23 protein-coding genes are annotated in these 22,731 nt (G+C 39.4%); 10 read left to right on the forward strand and 13 right to left on the reverse strand.

What is annotated here, in order from left to right; genetic code table 11:
• Positions 1–22 precede the first annotated feature (22 nt).
• The 4 genes from IEX65_RS23905 to IEX65_RS23920 all read left to right on the forward strand — a co-directional run bounded on the left by IEX65_RS23905 (position 23) and on the right by IEX65_RS23920 (position 4,584).
• Positions 23–418: an acyl-CoA thioesterase gene (locus IEX65_RS23905; RefSeq protein WP_188770150.1), complete on the forward strand. Its 396-nt coding sequence runs from the start codon at positions 23–25 to the stop codon at positions 416–418.
• Positions 419–529: 111 nt separating this feature from the next.
• A complete protein-coding gene (ftsY, locus tag IEX65_RS23910) occupies positions 530–1,486 on the forward strand; it encodes a signal recognition particle-docking protein FtsY (RefSeq protein WP_188770152.1) in 957 nt (318 codons plus the stop codon).
• Positions 1,487–1,610: 124 nt separating this feature from the next.
• The gene (locus tag IEX65_RS23915) at positions 1,611–3,716 is read left to right on the forward strand and encodes a molybdopterin oxidoreductase family protein (protein ID WP_188770154.1); all 2,106 of its coding nucleotides are present in this window, start codon (positions 1,611–1,613) and stop codon (positions 3,714–3,716) included.
• Positions 3,717–3,789: 73 nt separating this feature from the next.
• A complete protein-coding gene (locus IEX65_RS23920) occupies positions 3,790–4,584 on the forward strand; it encodes a sulfite exporter TauE/SafE family protein (protein ID WP_229250863.1) in 795 nt (264 codons plus the stop codon).
• A 184-nt stretch (positions 4,585–4,768) separates the two neighbouring features.
• On the opposite strand, the gene accC is transcribed toward IEX65_RS23920, so the two are convergent.
• The 8 genes from accC to IEX65_RS23960 all read right to left on the reverse strand — a co-directional run bounded on the left by accC (position 4,769) and on the right by IEX65_RS23960 (position 11,279).
• Positions 4,769–6,112, reverse strand: coding sequence for an acetyl-CoA carboxylase biotin carboxylase subunit (accC, locus tag IEX65_RS23925; protein ID WP_188770156.1), 1,344 nt, complete (start codon positions 6,110–6,112; stop codon positions 4,769–4,771).
• 85 nt (positions 6,113–6,197) lie between these two features.
• Positions 6,198–6,677, reverse strand: coding sequence for an acetyl-CoA carboxylase biotin carboxyl carrier protein (accB, locus tag IEX65_RS23930; RefSeq protein ID WP_188770157.1), 480 nt, complete (start codon positions 6,675–6,677; stop codon positions 6,198–6,200).
• Between the two features lie 205 nt (positions 6,678–6,882).
• Positions 6,883–7,455, reverse strand: coding sequence for an elongation factor P (gene efp / locus IEX65_RS23935; RefSeq protein ID WP_188770159.1), 573 nt, complete (start codon positions 7,453–7,455; stop codon positions 6,883–6,885).
• 58 nt (positions 7,456–7,513) lie between these two features.
• Positions 7,514–8,179: a hypothetical protein gene (locus IEX65_RS23940; protein WP_188770161.1), complete on the reverse strand. Its 666-nt coding sequence runs from the start codon at positions 8,177–8,179 to the stop codon at positions 7,514–7,516.
• A gap of 124 nt (positions 8,180–8,303) precedes the next feature.
• On the reverse strand, positions 8,304–9,290 hold the full coding sequence (locus IEX65_RS23945) for a beta-ketoacyl-ACP synthase III (protein ID WP_188770163.1): 987 nt from the start codon (positions 9,288–9,290) through the stop codon (positions 8,304–8,306).
• A gap of 106 nt (positions 9,291–9,396) precedes the next feature.
• The gene (gene plsX, locus IEX65_RS23950; protein ID WP_188770165.1) at positions 9,397–10,338 is read right to left on the reverse strand and encodes a phosphate acyltransferase PlsX; all 942 of its coding nucleotides are present in this window, start codon (positions 10,336–10,338) and stop codon (positions 9,397–9,399) included.
• A 116-nt stretch (positions 10,339–10,454) separates the two neighbouring features.
• Complete coding sequence (rpmF, locus tag IEX65_RS23955; RefSeq protein WP_188770167.1) at positions 10,455–10,646, reverse strand: 50S ribosomal protein L32; 192 nt, start codon at positions 10,644–10,646, stop codon at positions 10,455–10,457.
• 90 nt (positions 10,647–10,736) lie between these two features.
• Positions 10,737–11,279, reverse strand: coding sequence for a YceD family protein (locus IEX65_RS23960; protein ID WP_188770169.1), 543 nt, complete (start codon positions 11,277–11,279; stop codon positions 10,737–10,739).
• Between the two features lie 63 nt (positions 11,280–11,342).
• On the opposite strand from IEX65_RS23960, the gene IEX65_RS23965 reads away from it, so the two are divergent.
• Complete coding sequence (locus IEX65_RS23965; protein ID WP_188770171.1) at positions 11,343–11,987, forward strand: phosphatase PAP2 family protein; 645 nt, start codon at positions 11,343–11,345, stop codon at positions 11,985–11,987.
• Between the two features lie 43 nt (positions 11,988–12,030).
• Positions 12,031–13,818: an acyl-CoA dehydrogenase gene (locus tag IEX65_RS23970; protein WP_188770173.1), complete on the forward strand. Its 1,788-nt coding sequence runs from the start codon at positions 12,031–12,033 to the stop codon at positions 13,816–13,818.
• A gap of 73 nt (positions 13,819–13,891) precedes the next feature.
• Here IEX65_RS23970 and IEX65_RS23975 read toward each other — a convergent pair whose 3' ends face one another.
• Positions 13,892–14,305, reverse strand: a complete 414-nt coding sequence (locus IEX65_RS23975; RefSeq protein WP_188770176.1) for a DoxX family protein — start codon at positions 14,303–14,305, stop codon at positions 13,892–13,894.
• 162 nt (positions 14,306–14,467) lie between these two features.
• On the opposite strand from IEX65_RS23975, the gene IEX65_RS23980 reads away from it, so the two are divergent.
• Positions 14,468–14,920, forward strand: coding sequence for a hypothetical protein (locus tag IEX65_RS23980; protein ID WP_188770177.1), 453 nt, complete (start codon positions 14,468–14,470; stop codon positions 14,918–14,920).
• 92 nt (positions 14,921–15,012) lie between these two features.
• Here the strand turns inward: IEX65_RS23980 and IEX65_RS23985 are convergent, their stop codons facing one another.
• Positions 15,013–15,723, reverse strand: coding sequence for an outer membrane beta-barrel protein (locus IEX65_RS23985; protein ID WP_188770179.1), 711 nt, complete (start codon positions 15,721–15,723; stop codon positions 15,013–15,015).
• A 269-nt stretch (positions 15,724–15,992) separates the two neighbouring features.
• Complete coding sequence (murB, locus tag IEX65_RS23990) at positions 15,993–17,009, reverse strand: UDP-N-acetylmuramate dehydrogenase (protein ID WP_188770181.1); 1,017 nt, start codon at positions 17,007–17,009, stop codon at positions 15,993–15,995.
• A gap of 208 nt (positions 17,010–17,217) precedes the next feature.
• On the opposite strand from murB, the gene IEX65_RS23995 reads away from it, so the two are divergent.
• The 3 genes from IEX65_RS23995 (at position 17,218) to IEX65_RS24005 (ending at position 20,348) form a co-directional block, all read left to right on the forward strand.
• Positions 17,218–18,180, forward strand: coding sequence for a fibronectin type III domain-containing protein (locus tag IEX65_RS23995; RefSeq protein ID WP_188770183.1), 963 nt, complete (start codon positions 17,218–17,220; stop codon positions 18,178–18,180).
• A gap of 327 nt (positions 18,181–18,507) precedes the next feature.
• Positions 18,508–18,936: a hypothetical protein gene (locus IEX65_RS24000; RefSeq protein ID WP_188770185.1), complete on the forward strand. Its 429-nt coding sequence runs from the start codon at positions 18,508–18,510 to the stop codon at positions 18,934–18,936.
• 227 nt (positions 18,937–19,163) lie between these two features.
• A complete protein-coding gene (locus tag IEX65_RS24005; protein WP_188770187.1) occupies positions 19,164–20,348 on the forward strand; it encodes a group I truncated hemoglobin in 1,185 nt (394 codons plus the stop codon).
• Positions 20,349–20,440: 92 nt separating this feature from the next.
• Here IEX65_RS24005 and fabV read toward each other — a convergent pair whose 3' ends face one another.
• A complete protein-coding gene (gene fabV / locus IEX65_RS24010) occupies positions 20,441–21,631 on the reverse strand; it encodes an enoyl-ACP reductase FabV (protein WP_188770189.1) in 1,191 nt (396 codons plus the stop codon).
• A 77-nt stretch (positions 21,632–21,708) separates the two neighbouring features.
• Positions 21,709–22,653, reverse strand: a complete 945-nt coding sequence (locus tag IEX65_RS24015; RefSeq protein ID WP_188770191.1) for an N-acetylornithine carbamoyltransferase — start codon at positions 22,651–22,653, stop codon at positions 21,709–21,711.
• Positions 22,654–22,731 lie beyond the last annotated feature (78 nt).

Raw genomic sequence — 22,731 nt, forward strand, 5'->3', positions numbered from 1 at the left:
ATTTTAAACTTATTTTGACCGAATGCCTCACGTCTTTTATTTGCCAATTACAGTTGCTCCAGATGATATTGATGAACTTAATCATGTAAATAATATCGTATATCTGCGTTATGTGCAAGATGCCGCCATCGGGCATTGGAAAACTGTACCGCAGGAAATTGCTTCACAAATAATTTGGATGGCTCGCCGACATGAGATTGATTACCTAAAACAAGCCTTTTTGGGAGAGGAATTAGTCGCTAAAACTTGGGTTGATGATTTTGTGGGTGTAAAAAGTATCCGTCATTGCGAAATCATGCGAGGCGAAGAAATTCTGGCTCGCTCAGTTACGCACTGGATTTCGCTTGATGCCCAAACTTTACGCCCGAAACGCATCACCGAAGAGATTGTAAAGCAGTTTTTCCCCGAATCAGAATAAAGATAATTCAAAAAACACCCATTTTTCTAATAAAAAACGCTACTTTTGCCCAAGAAAATGACGTAAGCTTTCTTACTCATTCGCTCATTCAATCATTCACAATTAAAGAAAATGGGACTTTTTGACTTTTTTAGCAAGGAAAAAAAAGAAACGCTTGACAAAGGCTTAGAAAAAACAAAAACCAGTATTTTTGATAAAATTTCACGGGTAATTGTTGGAAAATCGAAGGTTGATGAAGAGGTTTTAGACGAATTAGAAGAGATTCTGATTAGTTCGGATGTGGGTGTCGAAACAACCGTAAAAATTATTCGCCGAATTGAAGCAAGAGTAGAGCGAGATAAATATACTAATGTCGAAGAATTAGACCGTATTTTGCGTGAAGAAGTTGCGGCACTTTTGTCGGAAAATAATTCACAAGACGTAAAAGACAGCTACGAAACCGAGCATTTACCAAAACCTTACGTTTTGATGGTTGTGGGCGTAAATGGTGTAGGAAAAACTACCACCATCGGAAAATTAGCTCATCAGTTTCATAAAAGAGGTAAAAAGGTTGTTTTAGGTGCGGCCGACACTTTCAGGGCGGCTGCCGTTGACCAGCTCAAGCTTTGGGGCGAACGAGTGGGCGTAACGGTTGTTGACCACGGCATGAACACCGACCCTTCATCGGTGGCATTTGATGCCGTGAAAAAAGGTATGGAATTGGGTGCCGATATTATCATTATTGACACGGCTGGCCGTTTGCACACCAAAGTAAACTTGATGAACGAATTGGGCAAAATTAAGCGTGTTGTGCAGAAGTTTTTACCCGAAGCCCCGCACGAAGTAATGTTGGTTTTAGATGGAAGCACTGGGCAGAATGCTGTGATTCAAGCAAGAGAATTTACGAAAGTGACAGAAATTAGCTCTTTGGCCATTACAAAACTCGATGGCACAGCGAAAGGTGGTGTGGTTATCGGTATCTCCGATGAATTTAAGATTCCAGTAAAATACATTGGTGTTGGCGAAAAAATGGACGATTTGCAGGTTTTCAATAAAATGGAATTTGTTGATTCGTTGTTTAAGAGATAAACTTTCAAATCATTAATAAAGTGAAAGCAACGGTTCTGAATCGTTGCTTTTTTTGTGCAAAAAGACAGATAGACCCACTAAAACTTATAACTTTACAAAACTATTCAACACTAAAAACCTATAAATGAAAAACTTAACACACTTCCGCACTTGTAATCTTTGCGAGGCCATGTGCGGACTCGAAATAAAAGTAGAGGAGGGCATCGTGACCAAAATCGAAGGCGATAAAAATGACCCTTTCAGTCGAGGTCATATTTGCCCGAAGGCTGTTGCTCTGAAAGATATTTACGAGGACCCCAATCGCTTGAAATTTCCAGTAAAACGCACCGAAAATGGTTGGCAACAGATTTCTTGGGAAGCGGCTTTTGAAGAAGTTGTAGGTAAAATCAAAGAAATTCAAGTAAAATATGGCAATAATGCCGTAGCGATGTATCAAGGAAACCCCTCGATTCATAACTTGGGGACGACCATGAATTCTCCACTTTTTGCCAAATCTTTACGCACTAAAAATATGTTTTCGGCAACATCGGCCGACCAACTTCCGCATCATTTTGCTGCTTGGCAAATGTTTGGCCACCCGATGTTGATGCCGATTCCTGATATTGATTTTACTGATTTCATGCTCATCATAGGTGGCAATCCGATTGCTTCTAATGGCAGTATTATGTCGGTGCCTGATGTGGCCAATCGTTTAAAAGCCATTCAAAAACGTGGCGGCAAAGTGGTGGTTATCGACCCACGCCTGACCGAAACTGCTGCCAAAGCAGACCAGCATTTTTTCATTCGCCCAGGAACAGATGCTTTTTTGCTTTTGGCTATTATTCAAACTCTTTTTGCTGAAAATTTAGTAAATCTTGGCCGATTAGCTGATTTTACTGACGGTGTTGAATTACTAAAAGAAATTTCAGCCGAGTTTACGCCCGAAAAAGTTGAGAAACAAACAGGCATTTCGGCCTCAACTATTCGTCAACTCACACATGAGTTTGTGCAGGCGAAATCGGCGGTTTGTTATGGTAGAGTAGGGGTTTCGGTGCAAACTTTTGGAAGTATTGCTCAATGGCTTATCAACGCTATTAATGTGCTGACGGGAAATCTCGACCGCACAGGTGGAGCGATGTTTACAGCCCCAGCCGTTGATTTTTTGGCAAGAGCCAAAACCGATAATCGTTTCAATCGTTGGCAGAGCCGAGTGCGTGGTTTGCCTGAGTTTTTGGGTGAATTGCCAGTGGCTACGCTTGCCGAGGAGATTCTGACCGAAGGCGAAAATCAAATAAAATGCTTAATTACGAGTTGTGGAAATCCGATTTTATCCACACCCAACGGTGGACAACTCGACAAAGCCTTTGAATCGCTCGAATACATGGTAGCGATTGATATTTACATCAACGAAAGCACCCAACATGCCGATATTATTTTGCCGCCTGCTACGGGTTTAGAAGTACCACATTATGATATGACTTTTCATGTGTTGGCGGTCAGAAATACGGCTAAATTCTCAGAAGCACTTTTCCCGAAAGCCGAAGGAGCAAAATATGACTGGGAAATCTACCAAGAATTGGCTTACCGAATGGCTCACCCAACATCGAGCAATGAGGGTTTTGTGGCAGAATCTCCCGAAGTAAAATTAGATTTAGGTTTACAATTTGGTCCTTATGGTCTTTCTTTGCAAAAACTAAAAGAAAATCCTCACGGAATTGATTTAGGAGCATTGAAACCATGCCTTCCAAACCGACTTTTTACACCCGAAAAAAGAATCAATATCGCACCCGAAATTTTAGTAAAAGATATTGAAAGGTTGCGTAAGTCGCTCAATGACAATGGTTTAAGTGCTGGATTTGAATATTTGTTAATCGGAAGAAGACATTTACGGGATAATAATTCGTGGATGCACAATTCAGAAAGATTAGTAAAAGGCAAAAACCGTTGTACGTTGATGATTCATTCAGAAGATGCCAAAAGCTTAAATCTTGAATCGAATTCTTTGGTAAAAGTCACCTCAAGAGTAGGTAGCGTAGAACTCCCCATCGAAATCACTGACCAAATGATGCGAGGAGTGGTGAGTATGCCACATGGCTACGGTCACGCCCGAAAAGGAGTAGTACTTGATGTAGCCACGCAGCACGCAGGTGTAAGTATCAATGACTTAACCGATGAATTAGTGTTGGATGAACTCACAGGAAATGCGGCTTTCAATAATGTAGCTGTAAGAGTAGAAATGGTTACTAATTAACGGTAATGAGTTAATTATCAATGATATATAAAAACTGATAATAAATTTTCTAATAACTAATAACCAGTATTTCGTGTCTATTTTTCTTGCGTGTTTGGCTGCATTTGCGGCAGGTTTTATTGATTCAATCGTTGGTGGTGGTGGATTGGTGCAAGCTCCTGCGTTGTTCATTTTATTTCCGCATTATTCCGTTCCTCAGATTATCGGTACAAATCGTTTTGCTTCATTTATGGGAACGGGCGTTGCGGGCTATCAATATTCTAAAAAAGTAAAAATTCCACTAAAAACCGTTCTTTTTGCGGGAATTGGGGCGGGTGTAATGTCGTATTCGGGAGCGTTGATTTCGAGTTTGATGAGCGAACGCATCTTGAAACCAACAATTTTGGTCTTGATGACACTCATCGCTATCTATACTTACTTCAAAAAAGATTTAGGACAAGAAGACAAGCACCGCTTTGAACTGGGCAAAATACCGCTCTATGGACTATTAATCGGAATGACGACTGGTTTTTATAATGGTTTTGTTGGGCCGGGAACAGGAAGTTTGTTGGTTTTTGGCTTTGTGAGCATCATCGGCTATAATTTTCTTACGGCTTCGGCCATCTCGAAGGTGGTCAATGTTGTGGCCGATATTTGTTCGTTGATATTTTTTGTGGCCAAAGGTTACGTGATGTTTAGTATTGCAATACCGATGATGGTCTGTAATATGGCTGGTTCGTATGTAGGCAGCCGAATGGCTCTACTCCGAGGTAATAGCTTTATCAGAATCTTGTTTTTGGTAGTAGTTTTTGGTCTGATTCTAAGGTTTGGCTATGATATTTGGATGATGTATTTAGGGAGGAATTTGGAAAGAACAATTATCCCGTAGGGATTAAATATCGGTAGGATGTAGCGGCTATTCCCACGAATTAGCGTGCCGTAGGTACGCAACATTTCATCTATGGATTTTTTGTACGGGTATTTCTCCTAACGGCATATCGAAATCGCAAAAAACAAAACCCCTACGATGTCATTCGCAGGGGTTTTTGATATGATTTCGAATCAAAAGATTCTTAAATGTCTGAAAAATCAAAACTTTCTAAGAATTTGGTTGTGAATTTACCAGATTTGAAAGTCTCGTCGTCCATCAATTTGATGTGGAACGGAATCGTTGTTTTGATACCTTCAATCACAAATTCTTGTAAGGCACGTTTCATACGAGTTAAAACTTCTTCTCTTGATTGGCCTGTAACGATAAGTTTGGCAATCATTGAGTCATAATTTGATGGAATCGTGTAGCCTGCATATACGTGGCTGTCGATACGTACTCCGTGGCCACCAGGGAAATGTAAATTCGTGATTTTACCTGGTGATGGACGGAAACCATTGCGAGGGTCTTCGGCATTGATACGACACTCCATTGCATATAATTTCGGGAAGTAGTTTTTACCCGAAATCGGCACACCTGCTGCCACTTTGATTTGCTCTTTAATCAAATCGAAATCGGTAACTTCTTCCGTAATCGGGTGCTCAACCTGAATACGAGTATTCATTTCCATGAAATAGAATTTACCGTGTTTATCCACCAAAAACTCAATTGTTCCTGCACCTTCGTAGCCAATGGCTGCTGCACCTTTGATGGCCGCTGCACCCATTTCTTCACGTAATTCTTGCGAAACAATCGGTGAAGGAGTTTCTTCAACCAATTTTTGGTGACGACGTTGAATCGAACAGTCACGCTCCGAAAGGTGACAAACTCGACCGTTTTGGTCGCCCACAATCTGAATTTCGATGTGGCGAGGTTCTTCGATAAATTTCTCTAAATATAAACCATCGTTTCCGAAAGCCGCACCCGATTCCATTTTGGCGTCGTCCCATGCTTTTTGGAATTCCGATGAGTTATTGATAATTCTCATACCACGGCCACCACCACCAGCAGTTGCTTTGATGATAACAGGATACCCCATTTCTTCCGAAAGACGGATACCTTCTTCAACCGATTCGAGCAAGCCTTCAGAACCTGGAATTACGGGTACGCCCGAATCTTTCATGGTTGCTTTGGCAGTTGCTTTATCGCCCATTGAGTTGATTTGGTCGGCTGTTGCACCGATAAATTTGATGCCATATTCAGCACAAATTCTCGAAAATTCAGCATTTTCCGACAAAAAGCCGTAGCCTGGGTGAATCGCATCTGCATTCGTTATTTCAGCCGCCGAAATGATGTTCGGAATGCTCAAATATGACTGACGGCTGGCCGCTGGCCCGATACAAACAGCTTCATCGGCAAATCTTACATGCAGACTATCACGGTCGGCAGTAGAATAAACCGCTACTGTTTTGATGCCCATTTCACGGCAAGTTCTGATAATGCGTAGAGCAATTTCTCCACGATTAGCTATTAATATTTTTTTAAACACGATTTTCGAATTTGGAAATTGTTAAAATTTGAAATTTTGAAAAAACTCCGCTTTGGACAAATCTTCAAACTTACTTACTTTCAAATTAGTTTGGCTCAACCAAGAATAATGGTTGGTCGAACTCAACTGGCGTTGCGTTTTCAACCAAAACTTTAACGATTTTACCAGAAACTTCTGACTCAATCTCGTTGAATAATTTCATTGCTTCGATGATACAAACCACTTTCCCTGTTGATACTTCATCGCCTACTTCAACGAAATTAGCTTTGTCTGGGCCAGGTGAGCGGTAAAATGTACCAATCATTGGTGATTTAATGGTGATTAAGTTGCTTGCTTCGGCTGCTGGTGCAGGAGCGGCTGCTGGAGTTGCTGGGGCAGCTACTGGTGCAAGAGCCGCTACTACTGGAGCTGGAGCAACATAAGCAGGTTGTGCTTGAACAGCTACTGGAGCGGCATTTGAATAACGCTTAATAGCAAGTTTCAACTCCGAAGTTTCGATGTTTACTTCGTCTAAGCCTGATTGAGATATAAAATCTATTAGTTTTTGGATGTCTTTTGTTTCCATGAAGGGTATAAGATTATTCGTGGTTTTTGAGTATTTACCGTACAAATGTAAAAAGAAAGACGATACCTACAAAGAAATAAGAAAAGCAGAAATATAATTTCGGAGCTACCAAATTCTTTGCTACTTTTCAAATTTTTTGAAGATATCGTCTATGATAATATTTCGTTTTGAACATTCAAAAAGAGCCTTTGAGATAAGCTATTGATTATTTGCCTTCTTTTACTCTTGAATCATATTCGTAAGTGTTCGTATTTACACGAATCAATTCATCGTTTTCGATGAAAAGAGGTACTTTGATGGTTGCACCTGTCTCAACTGTTGCTGGTTTGCTTGGGCTGGTAGAAGTATCACCTTTCAAGCCTGGCTCAGTGTAAGTTACACGAAGCTCAACGTATTGAGGAAGCTCAACGCTAAGGATTGTTTCAGTTTCAGCGTGAACTAATACCGAAACTGCTTGGCCGTCTTTCATTAAATCGGCTTGTGGAACCATCTTCTCGTCGAGGTTAAATTGCTCGAAAGTTTCGGTTTCCATGAAATTATAGCCATCCTCATCTTTATAAAGGAATTGGAATTCTCTTTTTTCGATTCGAGCAGTAGTAACCGTTACGCCCGATGTAAATGTATTATCAATTACTCTGCCTGTCTTGATATTTCTCAACTTTGTTCTTACAAAAGCTGGGCCTTTACCTGGTTTTACGTGCTGAAATTCTACGATTGAGTAAAGGTCATTATTCCATTCCAAACAAAGACCATTTCTAAAATCTGCTGTTGTTGCCATTACTAAATATATCTAAAATTATTTATTCGTAAGTAATTAATTATCAGTCAATTATAAACTATTTCTCAAAATTAAAGACGAGGTTTATAAAAGGGATTGCGTTCATGCTATGACCAAAGTTTCCTAATTTTGTAATCTGCTCGTCGGTGGTTGAGCGTAAATTGAGCTTAGTAAATAAGAAACTGACTCCTGCTTTTACAGTGATTTCTTCTCTGATTCGAAAACCAACATAGACTTCACTGTTTGTACTTCCTGCACTTCCGAGTGCAAAATTAAACTGGGTTGGCTTAACCGATAAATTATCTGTAGAGCCTATATATCTACTGATTGCCAGAGAATCTTTACTTCTTCCAAAGGTTAGTCCTATCAAGTCAATATTGAAACCCGCTACAACTTTATCTCCTTGATATTCTGCCGAGATTGGTGCGTTGAGTATAAACATATTCTCACGAATCAACGGTGTAATTGTAGTTAATAAATACGGGCTTTTCAGTCCTGTAAATGTATTTCCTTTGGCAGAAAATATTGTTGCTCGAATACCCGAACCTATTGCAAATCGGTAGTCTTTACCAAGTAAGACTTGTTCTCCAAAACTTATGTTTGGTATAAACTGACCGCTACTAAAAGCCCCGCCAAAACTAAAGACTTGATTAACTTTGGCTCTTTGAGCTGTTATTTTAGATGAAAATAAACAAATAATACAGAGTAATATGAGTTTTTTCATTGTTTTATAGTTGTGTATTCTACTTAAACCTGCTTTAGAGTTTCAAACTTTTCTACCTAATTCCTATTGAAAAATAAATTGGCGTTTGGTGCGAGAAATCGAGACTTTCAATCGGAAAAGCTACTTAGATTGCCCACTTGACATAGCATGCTCCCCAAGTGAAACCTCCACCAAAAGCCGCTAAAATCAGATTATCTCCTTTTTTGAGTTGATTTTGGTAATCGAATAAACACAGAGGGATAGTTGCGGCCGTTGTATTACCATATCGTTGGATATTGAGCATTACTTTTTCATCGCCAATTCCCATGCGGCGAGCAGTAGCGTCAATGATACGCTTGTTGGCTTGGTGAGGCACTAACCATGCTACGTCTTCGCCCGTAAGATTATTTTTTTCCATGATTTCGGCCGAAACATCTGCCATGTTAGTTACGGCAAACTTAAATACCGAAGGCCCTTCTTGATGAATATTGTGCCATCTGTTATCAACCGTTTCGTGGCTGGCTGGGTAGCGGCTTCCACCACCTTTCATAATTAAGTGGTTTTCTCCAGTACCATCTGATTTCAAGATGAAATCCATCACGCCTTCATTTTCGGTAGTTGGTTCGAGCAATACTGCCCCTGCACCATCACCAAATAATACACAAGTAGTACGGTCGGTGTAGTCAACGATTGCCGACATTTTGTCAGCACCAATAACGATAACTTTTTTGTATCGGGCAGACTCAATAAATTGTGAACCTACCGAAAGTGCATATAAAAAGCCAGAACAAGCAGCCAAAATATCAAAACTTCCAATGGCAGGAATTCCACATTGTGTACACACCAAGTTGGCGGTTGAAGGAAACATGTAGTCTGGTGTTACCGTTGCACATATTACCAAATCAATATCTTTTGGGTCGGTTCCTGTTTTAGCAAGTAAGCCTTTCACTGCTTCTGATGCCATGTACGAAGTAGCTAAACCTTCTCCTTTCAAAATGTGGCGTTCTTTGATACCAGTTCGGCTCGTAATCCATTCGTCATTAGTATCAACCAATTTTTCTAAATCTTCGTTGGTCAAAATATCTTCTGGCACATAGCCATGAATACCAGTGATAGCTGCTTTTAATTTCATTTAGAGTTTAGTTATTTGGTACTGTACAAACGATTTTAATCTGTGTACGACCGTTTTGGCTTAATTAAGTTTGGTAATTAGTCAGAAAATAATCCTAATTCTTGTCTTAATCTTCGTATGATTCGATAATGTGTTCGGTTACTTTCGATTCTACTTGACGGATGGCCAAGAAAATCATGTTTTTGATAGCTTCGGGCGACGAAATACCGTGTGCCACAATTACGTTGCCTTTGATACCAATAATCGGACTTCCGCCACTTACTTCGTAATTCATACGGTCAATGAGGGGGTCTTTGATACCTTTTTCGGCGGCGTAATCGTAGAACGATTCACCCATTTTGAAGATAACATTTCCAGTAAAGCCTTCGGTTACGATTACGTCGGCTTTGCCATCAAACAAATCACGTCCTTCTACGTTTCCGATGAAGTTGATTTTTTTGTTGATTTTCAATAATTGATGGGCAGCTTGTACGACGGTTGAGCCTTTTTGTTCTTCTTCTCCGATATTGAGAAGAGCAACTTTAGGGTTTTCGATTCCGAATGAGAATTTTGTATAAAGCGAGCCAAGTTCGGCAAATTCGGCCAAAACTTCGGGTTTGCAGTCGGCGTTAGCACCAATATCAAGCATTAGGCTGTATCCGCCATTTTTTAGGGGAAGGAAACCCGCAATAGGTGGGCGTTGGATATTTCCAACTGTTTTAACTGTAAAGAGTGAACCTACCATCATAGCACCAGTATTTCCGGCACTACAAAAAGCATCGACTTGTTTCTCCTTTAAAAGTTTAAACCCAACTCCAATGCTGGAATTGGGTTTCTGAGAAAAAGCCCTTGTAGGATGTTCACCCATCTCGATAACATCGTCAGCATTAACCATTTCAACAGCATGAGCAGGATATTTCATCGTTCGTAAAATATCAAGCATTATGCTTTGTTTGCCAATCAACACCAGCTTTACGCCTTCGGGTAATTGGTTGGCGGCAATGACAGCACCTTCGACGATAGCTTTGGGAGCAAAATCACCCCCCATAACATCTACGGCAATTTTCATAAAAGCAATCTCTTGGTTGAGTAAATATTTGTTTTTGGGTAACGGCTACTGGTGTCTATTACGTGCCAAGCACATAATCTAATAGGTAAGTAACCAGTATCCAGCCACAAGTATTATTAAGCTTTTTGGTAGCCTTCAGCAACTAATTTGCCTTTGTAGAATAAGTTACCTTCGAATACGTGTGCACGGTGACGAACGTGAATTTCGCCAGTAGTAGCATCTACCGATAAGGCTTTAGTTGATAAAGAATCGTGCGTTCTACGCTTATCTCTTCTTGTTGTCGAATGTCTTCTCTTAGGATGTGCCATTTTACTATTAACAATTAACTATTTACAAAATTTATATATCTAAATTAATCAGCGGAAAAGATTTTTAGCTCGAAAGCCAATTCTTAATGCTTAATTATTCATTCTTAATTTACTAAGAGCAGCCCATCTTGGGTCGATTTCTTGCTCTTTTGGCTCGTCAGTAGGTTGCTCTTCTTTTTCAGAAGTATAAACCAGTAAGCCATCTTCGTCAATATCTTCATCTCTGAATCTTGGATGTAGCTTCTTCATCGGAAGCGAAATGCCAATAAAATCATAAATGTGTTGTGCGATATTGATGGTGTCGGCTCCGTAAGGAATCATTTCGATTTCGTCAGTGATTTCTTCGTAACGGTCACCAAATTTATAAATGTATCTTTCCTCAACCTGTACTTCTTCATCAAACAATTCGAGACTACGGTCGCAAGTCAATTCGACGTTTGCCCTAATATCGAAGTCCAACTGAATCAAGGCGGAATTCTTGTTGAGTCTTACGATGGCTTTAAAATTTCCCTTCGTAATAAAACTCTGCTCGAAAGCCCCAAAAAACGTATCATCGCCCTCGAATTCAAACGTATGAACCTTTTCTTCGAGTCCTTGAATGTTAATGTCGTATTTTGATAGTATCTTGCTCACGTTTTCACAGAAAGGTTGCAAATTTACGGCTAATTTTGGAATTAAGAAAGTTTCTTAGAGAAAATGCTTAAAATACTTACTAATAATCGTTTATTTTTCATTATTTTCTTCGTTTGGGTGATTTTTGGGGCTGTTTTGCAGCTACTTTTTACACCAACCGAAATAATGTTTTGGATAAACCGACATCACAACTCACTGTCAGATAGTTTTTTTCGCTACGTAACACTACTTGGCGAGGATACAATTTGGTTTTCATTTTTGTGTGCGTTAGCTTACGATAACTATGTAAGAGAAAACGATAGAAGCTATGCCATAAAAGTACTGCTAATTAGTTGGCTATCAAAAGTTTTGGTGTCGGTTTCGTTGAAAAACATCTTTAATTATCCACGACCGATTGAAGTTTATCAACATTCAGGCCAAGCCATTCATTTGGTTGATGGTGTAACGATGCACCATTGGCAGAGTTTTCCGTCAGGGCATACCATGACAGCGTTTGGATTTGCGTGTGTGTGTTTGTTTGTGCAGAAAAAAAAATCTCCCGCAATCGTTGCTTTGTTGATAGCTATGCTCGTGGGCTACTCTCGAATGTACCTTTTTCAGCATTTTCCGAGAGATGTCTTTGCTGGAAGTGTGTTGGGAGTGGGGATACCCCCCGCCCTGAAGGGAGCTAAAATGCTTTTTTTAAACGTAAAAAAACATTATTTATAGTCTAATATTTTAATCTTTAACTCCCCTTTAGGGGCTGGGGGTCATGTTTTACTCAAAACGAGATTTACAATTTCAATTATTTGAAGTACTTGATAGTGAATCACTTACCAAGTATGAATATTTTCAAGACCATAACCGAGAGTCGTTTGATATGGTACTTGAGGCTGCCGAAGGTATTGCCACCAAAATGATGCTTCCACTTCTGACCGAAATGGACAGAAAAGAGCCGCAATTAGTCGATGGAAAAATCAGAATCCACGAAGGTATGAAACCCATCATCAAGAAAATGGGGGAAGATGGCTGGGTAAATGCTGCTTTTCGATACGATGAAGGTGGGCAGCAACTGCCAACTACTATTTTAAATGCGGCTGGGTTTATTTTTCAAGCCGCCAATTATTCTTCGAGCATCTTCTCGTTTATGAGTGGTGGTTCGGCTAATCTGATTCGCACCTTTGGTTCGCAAGAATTGATTGATAGATTCACGCCTGATATGTATTCGGGTAAGTGGCAGGGAACAATGGCCTTGACCGAACCCGATGCAGGAAGTTCGCTTTCTGATATTTCGACGAGTGCCGAACCAACCGAAACAGAAGGAGTATATAAGATAAAAGGACAGAAAATTTATATTTCGGCGGGCGACCACGATGCTTGTGAAAATATTGTTCACTTAATGCTTGCCAAAATAAAAGGCGGACCGATTGGAGCAAAAGGAATTTCGTTATTTGTAGTACCACAAAAACGCCCAGAAAATGGAGAATTGATTGATAATGATGTAATTACGGCTGGAATATTCCATAAGATGGGCTACAAAGGAGCTCCGATTGCTCATTTGAGTATCGGCTCGAATGACGGTGCTTTGGGCTATTTGGTTGGCGAACCGCATAAAGGTTTGAGTTATATGTTTCAATTAATGAACGAGGCACGTATCAGTGTGGGGTTAAACGCTACTGCTATCGGTACGGCAGCCTATCATACTTCGTTGGCTTATGCAAAAGAGCGTCCACAAGGTAGAAAGATTTCGGAGAAAGACCCTACAATGCCACAGACCACTATTATCAATCATGCTGATGTGAAACGAATGCTGTTGTTTCAGAAATCAGTCGTTGAGGGTTCGTTGGCTTTACTTCTATATTGCAGCAAATTATCAGATTTGATTCATGTAGAAGAAGGTGAAACTAAAGAACGAGCGAGTTTATTGCTCGATTTGCTTACGCCAATTGCCAAATCGTATCCTTCTGAAATGTGTTGTCTTTCGACAAGTGCGGCTGTGCAGGTTTTGGGTGGTGCTGGCTATACAACTGATTTTACGGTCGAGCAATATTATCGTGAGGCTCGTATTCACCCAATTCATGAAGGCACAACGGGCATTCATGGACTTGATTTATTGGGTCGAAAAATCACGATTCATAATGGAAAAGCCGCTCAGATTTTCTTTGAAGAAGTAAGCAAAACAATGGCAAAAGCTTCTGAAAATGAAGATTTGCAGCCTTTTGTAGAAAATTTGCAAAAAACATTGGGCAAAGCCCAGCAAGCCACTGGCTATTTGCTCGGTTTGGCAGGAAAAGGAGAAACCGAGAAGTTTTTGGCCGATGCCACGCTTTATCTCGAAATGTTTGGCATCATCACGATTGCTTGGCAATGGCTCAATCAAGGTATGGTGGCGAAAGAAAAACTAAATGATGCCCACGAAGCTGACCAAAATTTCTATCAAGGAAAATTAGCTACGATGAGGTATTTTTATGAATATGAATTAGTAAAAGTAGATTCGCTCGTAAAACGCTTACAAAGTACTGATAGCGTGACGATTGAAATGCAAAGTGATTGGTTTTAATATTTTTCGGTGGCTTCGACTCCGCTCAGCCACCGAAAAAAACGTTGCCTGAGCGGAGCCGAAGGAAACGTTTTTATCCGACCAAAGCAAAGGTAAATAATCCAAAAGCTATCAGTAAAAAATAGCCTACCAATGAAGCTGCTCCAGCGTAATCTTTGGCGATGCGTTGACCAGTAAACAAACACAAAATAGAAAGAAGCGATAGCTCTAAGCCGAGAATCGCAAAGTCTTTTTGTCCTTCGATGAAATAGAAAATTGCTCCGAAAAAAGAAGCCAATCCTGCCAAAACTTCCAATATTGTAATGATTACGAATAAAATTCCCGAAAAAGAATTGAAAAACGTTTTGGCAAAAACACTCTGAATGTATCCTTTATTACCTTTAAAATCGAAGACTTTATCGAAGCCCGATTGTAGGAAAAGTACGCCCGCAAAAAGCGAGATAAGCACCTGAATAACTTTTAATAAGGTATGGTCGAAAATGTGCATAGTTTTTAAGGGTTTAGTTTTTGACAAAGATAGAAAATCGGCTTACAATTATAATTAACATACAAACAGAAATAATGTTCTTGCCATTTGGTCAAAATATTATTTTGAAATAATCTTGATTTTTTATTATTTCGTGAGATTATCCAAAGAAAATTTTGATTTATGGATTACTACATGCCTTCCAAACAAATCGAATTCGACCATATTATTGAAGGTTTTCGAGCGAAAACTCTTCCTGCCAAAGAATGGACTCACGAAGCTCATTTGATTGCTGGTCTATGGCACGTAGCCAATTTTGATTACGATGATGCTCTCGTGAAAATGAGAGAAAATATTAAAACCTATAACGAAGCAAGTGGCGGACAAAATACCGATTCGAGTGGCTACCATGAATCAATTACGGTATTTTGGGTGTGGCTTTTGAATGAATTTTGGCAAAGAAATTCGACTCATAATCGGAATTTTGAGCAAGTCTGTAATGCTTTCTTAAAAAGTAAGTATTGCGACCGAAACGCTGCCTTTACTTTCTACACTCGGGAAAAACTACTTTCTCGTGAAGCTCGATTGACTTTTGTCGCACCTGATATTCAGGCTTTTGATTTTGATATTTTGTAGAGACGTTGAATACCAAATGTGCCACACTTTGTCACTTTAAACAAAAAACGCTGGCATGGTTCAAAACCATGCCAGCGTTAAGTCAAGTGGTTTTACAAACGAATCCCGAATGAAATGGCATTGCCATTGATAGGGTTATTGTCTTTGAAAAGTGGGGTAGCTTCGTAGCGGGCAAAGATGGCAAAACCTTCACGACCTAATTCGGCGGCAAATCCATAATGGAATTTATTGAGGTTATATGCACTTTTGAAGTGTTCTTTTGCTCCTGTTTCTTCTTTGGTTTTTACGTAGCTGCCGATTCTCGCACCACCATAAGCACCAACTCCAAGACTCCATTTACTTTCTTTAAAGCCAAACTGCAACATCATTGGAATATTGAAACTCGACATCACAAATTTCGATTTATCAAGATTTTCTTTTACATCTACAAAACCTGCACCGTTGGCGGTATTTACCAAGCGAATGTTCTCTTTCATCATATAATTGTTCCAAGCAAACTCGAAGCCTGTTCCGAGAGCGACATCTACATGATTGCCCGTAATGAGGCGGTGGTTTTTCTTCCAGTTTAAGGCTACGTATCTCGAACGCACATTATCAAGCTCAGGCAAGTTTTTTGTTTCGTAGGTGTTTAGACCAACGTACAATCCAAAGTCTTTGCGAGAAAACATGTTGTGTTTCTTTGGTGAATAATGCGATGATTGTTTGTATTCTCTCGAATCGTTTTCATCGTCTTGGGCAAATGCACCCGAATTTACAGTGATAGCTATGGCTAAAGCAGCGATTGTTTTTACAAGCGTTTTCATAATTTTAGTTTTTGCGGCAACCCGCATTCAGAATGTGAATGATTATTTTGTGTCGGATGGCGATAGAAATATTTGTCTATTTTCTCTCGCTCATCGAGCTATGTTTGAAAAACTGCTGCAGTAGTTTTTGAAAATTTGCTTTTCGTAATGAAGATGCAGAAAATAGGAGAGAGGGTTGCAGAGAAAAATAAAAAATCTGATAATCAAGCTAAGAATAATTTTTAAATACTTGATTATCAGATTTTTATAAACGAAAAATATTTTTAATTTCAGATAAAATTAACTTCAGCCGAAAGCTGAATACCAAATTTTTCTTTGACTGATGCCTGTATTTTTTGTGATAAATCTTTGATTTCTTCGCCTTTGCCGCCACCGTAATTGACCAACACCAAAGCCTGTTTGGCGTGTACGCCCACATTGCCAAAGCGTTGACCTTTCCAACCTGCTTGCTCAATCAGCCAACCCGCAGGAACTTTCGTGGTAGTTTCGTTGACGGGGTAAGATGGAATCGTTGGGAATTGTGCTTTTAAAGCCTCAAATTGCGTATTCGGAATCTCAGGGTTTTTGAAAAAACTTCCTGCATTGCCAATTTCGGCTGGGTTTGGTAGTTTACTTTGGCGAATATGAATCACGGCATCGCTGATGGCTTTGATGCTCATTTCGGTTACTCCCATTTCGGCCAAAGTATCTTTTATGGCTCCGTATTCTACGTGGAAAGTTGGTTTTTTATTCAGTTTAAAAGTTACGTTCAAAATAATATATTTACCTTTTGCCTCATGTTTGAAAATACTTTCTCGATAGCCGAAATTACAAGTGGCTTTATCGAAAGTTCTGATTTCACCAGTTTCTATTTCCAAAGCTTCTAATTCCTCAAAGACTTCTTTTATTTCTACCCCATAAGCACCAATATTTTGCATAGGAGCAGCACCGACCGTGCCTGGAATCAGCGATAAGTTTTCCATTCCTGCATAATTTTGGTTGACGCAGTGCATCACCAAATCGTGCCAAACAACGCCCGCTCCTGCTTTTATCCAAATATTATCTTCATTTTCTTTGACAACTTCAAAGCCTTTGATGGCTATTTTTATAACCAAACCTTCAAAATCTTTCGTGAGCAACATATTGCTTCCTCCGCCCAAAATCAAACGCTCAGTTGATTGATAATCAGGGTTTTGTAAGATTTCTTTTAGTTGCTCAATACTCGACACTTCAACAAAATATTTTGCTGTTGCTTCGATTCCGAAAGTATTATATGGCTTGAGTTGTACGTCTTTTTGAACTATCATTAGGCAATAAGAAAGAAAGAGGTTTGTTAGAAAAACTCGTCAAAGTTAGCGATTTTTGTAAAATCTTGACGAGATAAGTACTAATGTACAATTAAGAATTAAGAATTAAGAATTAAGAATGCTGATTATCAGTAAATTACGAAGTCGTAATTTGGCAAATAATTGAGTATTAGTACCAAAATGCAAAACAACAAAATCAATACCAACTGTGAAACATAACTTTATAAAGATATTCCTGTTTTTAAGCATTTGCCTCATGCTGGCGTGCGGGCGAACGATTATTGAAGATACTGTTCCATCTTTTACGCCACCTGCTTTTACCTCAATAGATATTTTGCCCAATAATCGAGTAAAAATAAATTGGTATTTCGATGCTTATCAAGAGCCACTCGTAAAGGGTTTTCGTATCGAACGCTCTGAAAATAACGGAAGTTTTCAATTACTTTCTGATGATATTACACCCAACCAACGCTCAATTGAGTTAGCTGAGCCTTTTCGTGGCGGAAAAGTATCATTTCGTTTATTAAGCAAAACTATCAAAGATACGGTTGCTTCAACGGTTGTGAGTTATTTTGCACCTACTGTGCCGACAAATGCTTTTTGTTCGGCGGTTTCTGCTACTTTATTGCAAGGTGTCGATAAACCAAATGTCTATTTATCTTGGCAGTTAGAGGGGAATTCGGCCAATTATGCAGGAAATTATATTATTCAACGTTCGGTCAGTAAAGCCGCTTTTCAGACGATTGGTACAACTCGAAATCCATTTTTCTTAGACACAAATACTGAAGTTGGTGTCAATTATAGCTACGTTGTGCGACTGGCGACCAATAATTGTGCATCTAACGAAGTACCAATTACAGTAACTACGCAATCGGTGGGGCTTTGCCCACAAAATTTTAAACTGAGTTTTCTTGCTGGAAAAGATAAAAAATCGGTGTTATTGAACTGGGATGCTCAGTTGGCTGATTTTGCAAAGTTTTATGTTTTCAGAAAAGCATCTGAGTCGGGAGTTTTTGAGAATTTAACTCCTACGGGAATCCGAACAACGGTCTTTGAAGATAAAACCGAATTGAAAGCCAAAACGAGTTATTTTTATAAGATTACTTCTCAAATTGAATCACAACCCCCTACAACTTGTGAATCGCCGATGCTTGAAATTAAAAATTATTAATTTTTTTTAAAAATACTTTGCAGTCTTATATTTTTTCTCGAAAATATTCTATATTTGCATCACCCTATTCAACCTAACTCTTTTTTCGCTTCGGCGATTGTTCAACCCAACCTATTTCAACTGATTTGTAAGATTTTGAAATAAGTTCATCGTTCAAACCCGATAAAAAAGGTAGCAAATTTAAGTTTGCTACCTTTTTGTTTTTCTGCAAAGTTCAGATTATCCTCTGCCTTCAAGGTTCTTCACTTTTTTTAATCTTGCATTATAAATCCAATACTTTGGTTTTCTCGTAGATGATGTCAGGTAACAAAATAATCTTATACGACAATGAAAAAATTCTTTCTCAAATTCGCCAAAGTGACGGGAGTGATAGCACTCACATTTTTCGTCTCGATGTTGGTTTGGGCAAATTGGGAAGAGCCACCGCTTTCTGAAAAACTTGATTTAAAGCCAATACACTTAGCTGTATTTGATTTAGATAAGCAAGTAGATGCGGCAGATAGCTCTCTCATTTCGCAAAAACTTACTGCCACTAAAGGCGTAACGGCCTGTACGGTAAATCCACAATTCAAAACTGTAAGCGTGACTTTCTATGACGATGAGGTTTCGGAAGAAGCCCTTCAATCGGTTGTTCAACAAAAAAACTATGTGGCCTCTAAGGTAAATTTTGCCGCAATGGAAGGTCCCAAATGCCCAGTCCCGATGGAGTATATTGATTTCTTTACCAATATGAAACGCACCCTTTGTTTAAGATAAACAAAAAGCATTTTATTAAGGGCATTCAATATCTTAGGCTGAAATAGTTTCTTTCAAGCAGTTCAGCTTTTTCCCAAGACTTCTTTCTTTTTTCGTTTGTTTTCGCAAATGTGTTTTTTGCGTTAATGGCTTTTTATTGCCTTTATTTTCAGAAAATCTATTTGCCAAGATTGACAATATAGCTGTGAGTATTTTTTTATTTTTTTAACTATAACCAATTTTTCATTATGAAAAAAAGTGTTTATTTACTGCTTGCAGGGGCATTGTTTTTCACTGCTTGCAAGAAGACAGAAGAGGAGCCTCCGAAGTCTCTGTATGTGCGTTTGGGTGGAAATGCTGCCATCTCAGGAGTAATTGACCAATTCATTGCCAACGTTGCCAGCGATACCCGCATCAATATCTTCTTTGCTGATGCAGCCGCCGACCCAGCACGTTTGAAAAAATTGCGTGATAACTTAGTAAATCAAGTTGGTCAAGCAACTGGTGGCCCTGAAAAGTACACTGGCCTTGACATGAAAACCGCACACAAAGGCATGAATATTCAAGATGCTGACTTCAACGCTTTGGTTGAAGATTTGTCGAAAGCACTTGATAAGTTTAGCGTTCCGATGACAGAGAAAAATGAATTGTTGGGAGCATTGGCAACAATGAAAGCCGACATCGTTGAACCGAGTGCATCGTTATACGCACAATTAGGTGGAAATGCTGCTATTTCGGCAGTAATCGACCAATTCATTACCAATGTAGCGGGTGATGCTCGTATCAATGCGTTTTTTGCTGATGCAGCCGCCGACCCAGCACGTTTAATGAAGTTACGCAATAACCTCATTAATCAAGTTGGAATGGCAACTGGTGGCCCAGAAAAATATACTGGCCTTGACATGAAAGCTGCTCACAAAGGTATGGGCGTAAGCGAAGCAGATTTTAATGCTTTGGTTGAAGATTTAGTAAAATCATTGGATAAGTTTAAGGTTTTACCAAAACCAAAAAGCCAATTATTAGGTGCATTGGCAGCTATGAAAGGCGACATCGTTGAAGGCTCAACTCCTCTTTACGCTCGTTTGGGTATGAATGCAGGAATTACTTTAGTTATTGATGATTTTATTGGTAAAGTAGCGGCAGATACTCGTATCAATTCATTTTTTGCAGCAGCGGCGGCTGACCCAGCACGTTTAAATAGATTAAAAATGAATCTCGTAAATCAAGTAGGTGCTGCTTCTGGTGGTACAGAAAAATATACAGGTATGGATATGAAAACTGCCCATAAAGGTATGAAAATCACTGATGCTCACTTCAATGCTTTGGTAGAAGATTTGACAAAATCATTGGTTAAATACAATGTGCAGTCAAAAGCAAAAATCGAATTATTGACAGCGTTGGGTGGCATGAGAGCCGACATCGTTGGACAATAATTATTTGGTTGTAGGACTTCATAACAAAAAAGGCGAAGAATTCTCTTCGCCTTTTTTGTTATTTTAATGTATCTCTAAAGACTGTTGATTTCTCAAACTAATCCTTTAATTTCAACAACTTCGTTTACATCTGCTTGATAATCAACACCATCGAAGCCAAAACCAAATAGATTTAAGAAATCTGACTTATAACCGTTCAAATCACCAATTGCTGGAAGGGTTTCGGTGGTTGCTTGTTCCCACAATTCAGAAACTTTTGCCTGAATATCTTCAGCCATTTCTAAATCATCGATTCTGATTCTGCCTTTTTCGTCAGTTGGAACTGCTTCACCAGTATAAAGACGCTCCTTAAACAAGCGAACTATCTGCTCGATACAACCTTCATGAACGCCTTTTTCTTTCATTTTTTTGTACAATAATGAAATATATAAAGGAATTACAGGAATGGCCGAACTCGCTTGTGTCACCAAAGCTTTATTTACTGATACATAAGCCTTTCCGCCGATGCTATCTAATTTATTAGAAATCTTGAAAGCGGTTGCTTCCAAATGGTCTTTTGCACGACCGATTGTTCCTTTGCGGTAAACAGCTTCGGTTAATGACGGCCCGATGTACGAATAAGCAATCGTAAGAGCGTTATCAGCTAATGCGTCGGCTTCGGTAAGGGCATCAATCCACATTTCCCAGTCTTCACCACCCATTACGGCTACTGTGTTTTCGATGTCCTCGTCAGTGCAAGGAGCAATCGTAATATCGGTAACATTTCCTGTGTGGAAATCGACTGTTTTATTGGTAAAAGCATTGCCGATTGGCTTCAAAACCGAACGGTGCAAAACGCCCGTAACTGGATTTGTACGTACTGGCGAGGCCAAACTATATATGACCAAATCAACTTTGCCCAAATCGGCCTTGATTAATTCGATTGTTTTATTTTTTACTTCCGTAGAAAAGGCATCACCATTGATGCTTTTGGCATATAGACCCGCTTTTTCGGCTTCTTCCTGAAAAGCAGCACTATTATACCAACCTGGTGAGGCAGTTTTGCCTGGGGCAGGGGCTTTTTCAAAAAAGACACCTATCGTAGCGGCATTTGAGCCGAATGCACTTGTAATTCTTGAAGCAAGACCAAAACCTGTTGAAGCACCGATAACTAAGACTTTCTTTGCTCCATCAATTGGCCCCTGTGATTTTGTAAACTCAATTTGATTTAAGATGTTCTTTTCGCAACCTTTTGGATGTGCGGTCAAACATATAAACCCTCGCATTCTTGGTTCTATAATCATAATTTTATTTTTCTTAGTAAAAACCCAAAGGTACGAAGTTTTCTTGTATTTCTTACATTTATCTACTTTCGTAACTCTTACATTCCTGCCAAAATCGTCTTCAAAACAGCCTGAGCCGACCATTCACGGTTAGCGGCTTGAGGAATTACAACAGATTGATTATCAAGTACATAGTCGGTCACTTTGAGGTTTCTACGAACTGGTAAGCAGTGCATAAAAAGGCCATTGTTGGTCAAATCCATTTTTTCTTTCGTTATCATCCAAGAAGGGTCTTGCGAAAGCACTTGGCCGTAGTGAGTGTACGATGACCAGTTTTTGCCATATACAAAATCAGCACCTTTGAGGGCTTCGTTTTGGTCGTAAATTACTTTGGCATTCCCTACCATTTCGGGAGCTAAATCGTAGCCTTCGGGGTGGGTGATTACAAATTCGTAGTCTGTTTTATTGACCCATTCAGCAAACGAATTGGCAACGGCCTGTGGCAATGGCTTAAAGTGCGGCAACCAAGTAAGTACTACTTTTGGGCGAGCAGTTTTCTTGAATTCTTCGATGGTAATCAAATCGGCCAAAGATTGGCAAGGGTGGCGGGTAGCCGACTCTAAATTGACAATTGGCACGCCTGCATACTGACGAAACTTTTCCATTACTATCTCTTTATAATCAGCGTCACGGTCTTTCAAACCTGCAAATGCACGTACAGCAATAATATCGCAGTAGCTTCCAATCACGGCTGCAGCTTCTTTTACGTGTTCGGCTTTATCGCCGTTCATGATTACGCCATCTTCCATTTCGAGTTGCCAACTATCTTGCCCAACATTCATCATCAAGACATTCATTCCCAGATTTTCAGCGGCTTTTTGTGTGCTTAGACGTGTACGAAGACTTTGATTGAAAAAAAGTAAACCAATGGTTTTGTTTTTTCCGAGTGCTTGGTCAGCGAAACGATTTGCTTTTTGTCTGATACCTTCTTGTACTAATTCTTGCACGTTATCAACATCGTGCAAAGAGATAAAATGCTTCATTCTTTCTTTGGATTTCTAAAAATGCACAGCTTTAGGAGTAATATTTACATCTTAACTGGCTGTTAATCAAACAACTGT

The organism is Emticicia aquatilis (assembly GCF_014644295.1).
GTDB classification, from domain to species: domain Bacteria; phylum Bacteroidota; class Bacteroidia; order Cytophagales; family Spirosomataceae; genus Emticicia; species Emticicia aquatilis.

Bases quoted from the DNA above. Each gene is read 5' to 3' on its own strand.
- IEX65_RS23965 (WP_188770171.1), top strand. From the start codon at position 11,343: ATGCTTAAAATACTTACTAATAATCGTTTATTTTTCATTATTTTCTTC.
- IEX65_RS23945 (WP_188770163.1), bottom strand. From the start codon at position 9,290: ATGAAATTAAAAGCAGCTATCACTGGTATTCATGGCTATGTGCCAGAA.
- IEX65_RS23980 (WP_188770177.1), top strand. From the start codon at position 14,468: ATGGATTACTACATGCCTTCCAAACAAATCGAATTCGACCATATTATT.
- IEX65_RS24000 (WP_188770185.1), top strand. From the start codon at position 18,508: ATGAAAAAATTCTTTCTCAAATTCGCCAAAGTGACGGGAGTGATAGCA.
- IEX65_RS24015 (WP_188770191.1), bottom strand. From the start codon at position 22,653: ATGAAGCATTTTATCTCTTTGCACGATGTTGATAACGTGCAAGAATTA.
- IEX65_RS23975 (WP_188770176.1), bottom strand. From the start codon at position 14,305: ATGCACATTTTCGACCATACCTTATTAAAAGTTATTCAGGTGCTTATC.
- IEX65_RS23905 (WP_188770150.1), top strand. From the start codon at position 23: ATGCCTCACGTCTTTTATTTGCCAATTACAGTTGCTCCAGATGATATT.
- accB (WP_188770157.1), bottom strand. From the start codon at position 6,677: ATGGAAACAAAAGACATCCAAAAACTAATAGATTTTATATCTCAATCA.
- fabV (WP_188770189.1), bottom strand. From the start codon at position 21,631: ATGATTATAGAACCAAGAATGCGAGGGTTTATATGTTTGACCGCACAT.
- plsX (WP_188770165.1), bottom strand. From the start codon at position 10,338: ATGAAAATTGCCGTAGATGTTATGGGGGGTGATTTTGCTCCCAAAGCT.
- ftsY (WP_188770152.1), top strand. From the start codon at position 530: ATGGGACTTTTTGACTTTTTTAGCAAGGAAAAAAAAGAAACGCTTGAC.
- rpmF (WP_188770167.1), bottom strand. From the start codon at position 10,646: ATGGCACATCCTAAGAGAAGACATTCGACAACAAGAAGAGATAAGCGT.
- IEX65_RS24005 (WP_188770187.1), top strand. From the start codon at position 19,164: ATGAAAAAAAGTGTTTATTTACTGCTTGCAGGGGCATTGTTTTTCACT.
- IEX65_RS23940 (WP_188770161.1), bottom strand. From the start codon at position 8,179: ATGAAAAAACTCATATTACTCTGTATTATTTGTTTATTTTCATCTAAA.
- murB (WP_188770181.1), bottom strand. From the start codon at position 17,009: ATGATAGTTCAAAAAGACGTACAACTCAAGCCATATAATACTTTCGGA.
- IEX65_RS23915 (WP_188770154.1), top strand. From the start codon at position 1,611: ATGAAAAACTTAACACACTTCCGCACTTGTAATCTTTGCGAGGCCATG.
- IEX65_RS23985 (WP_188770179.1), bottom strand. From the start codon at position 15,723: ATGAAAACGCTTGTAAAAACAATCGCTGCTTTAGCCATAGCTATCACT.
- efp (WP_188770159.1), bottom strand. From the start codon at position 7,455: ATGGCAACAACAGCAGATTTTAGAAATGGTCTTTGTTTGGAATGGAAT.
- IEX65_RS23970 (WP_188770173.1), top strand. From the start codon at position 12,031: ATGTTTTACTCAAAACGAGATTTACAATTTCAATTATTTGAAGTACTT.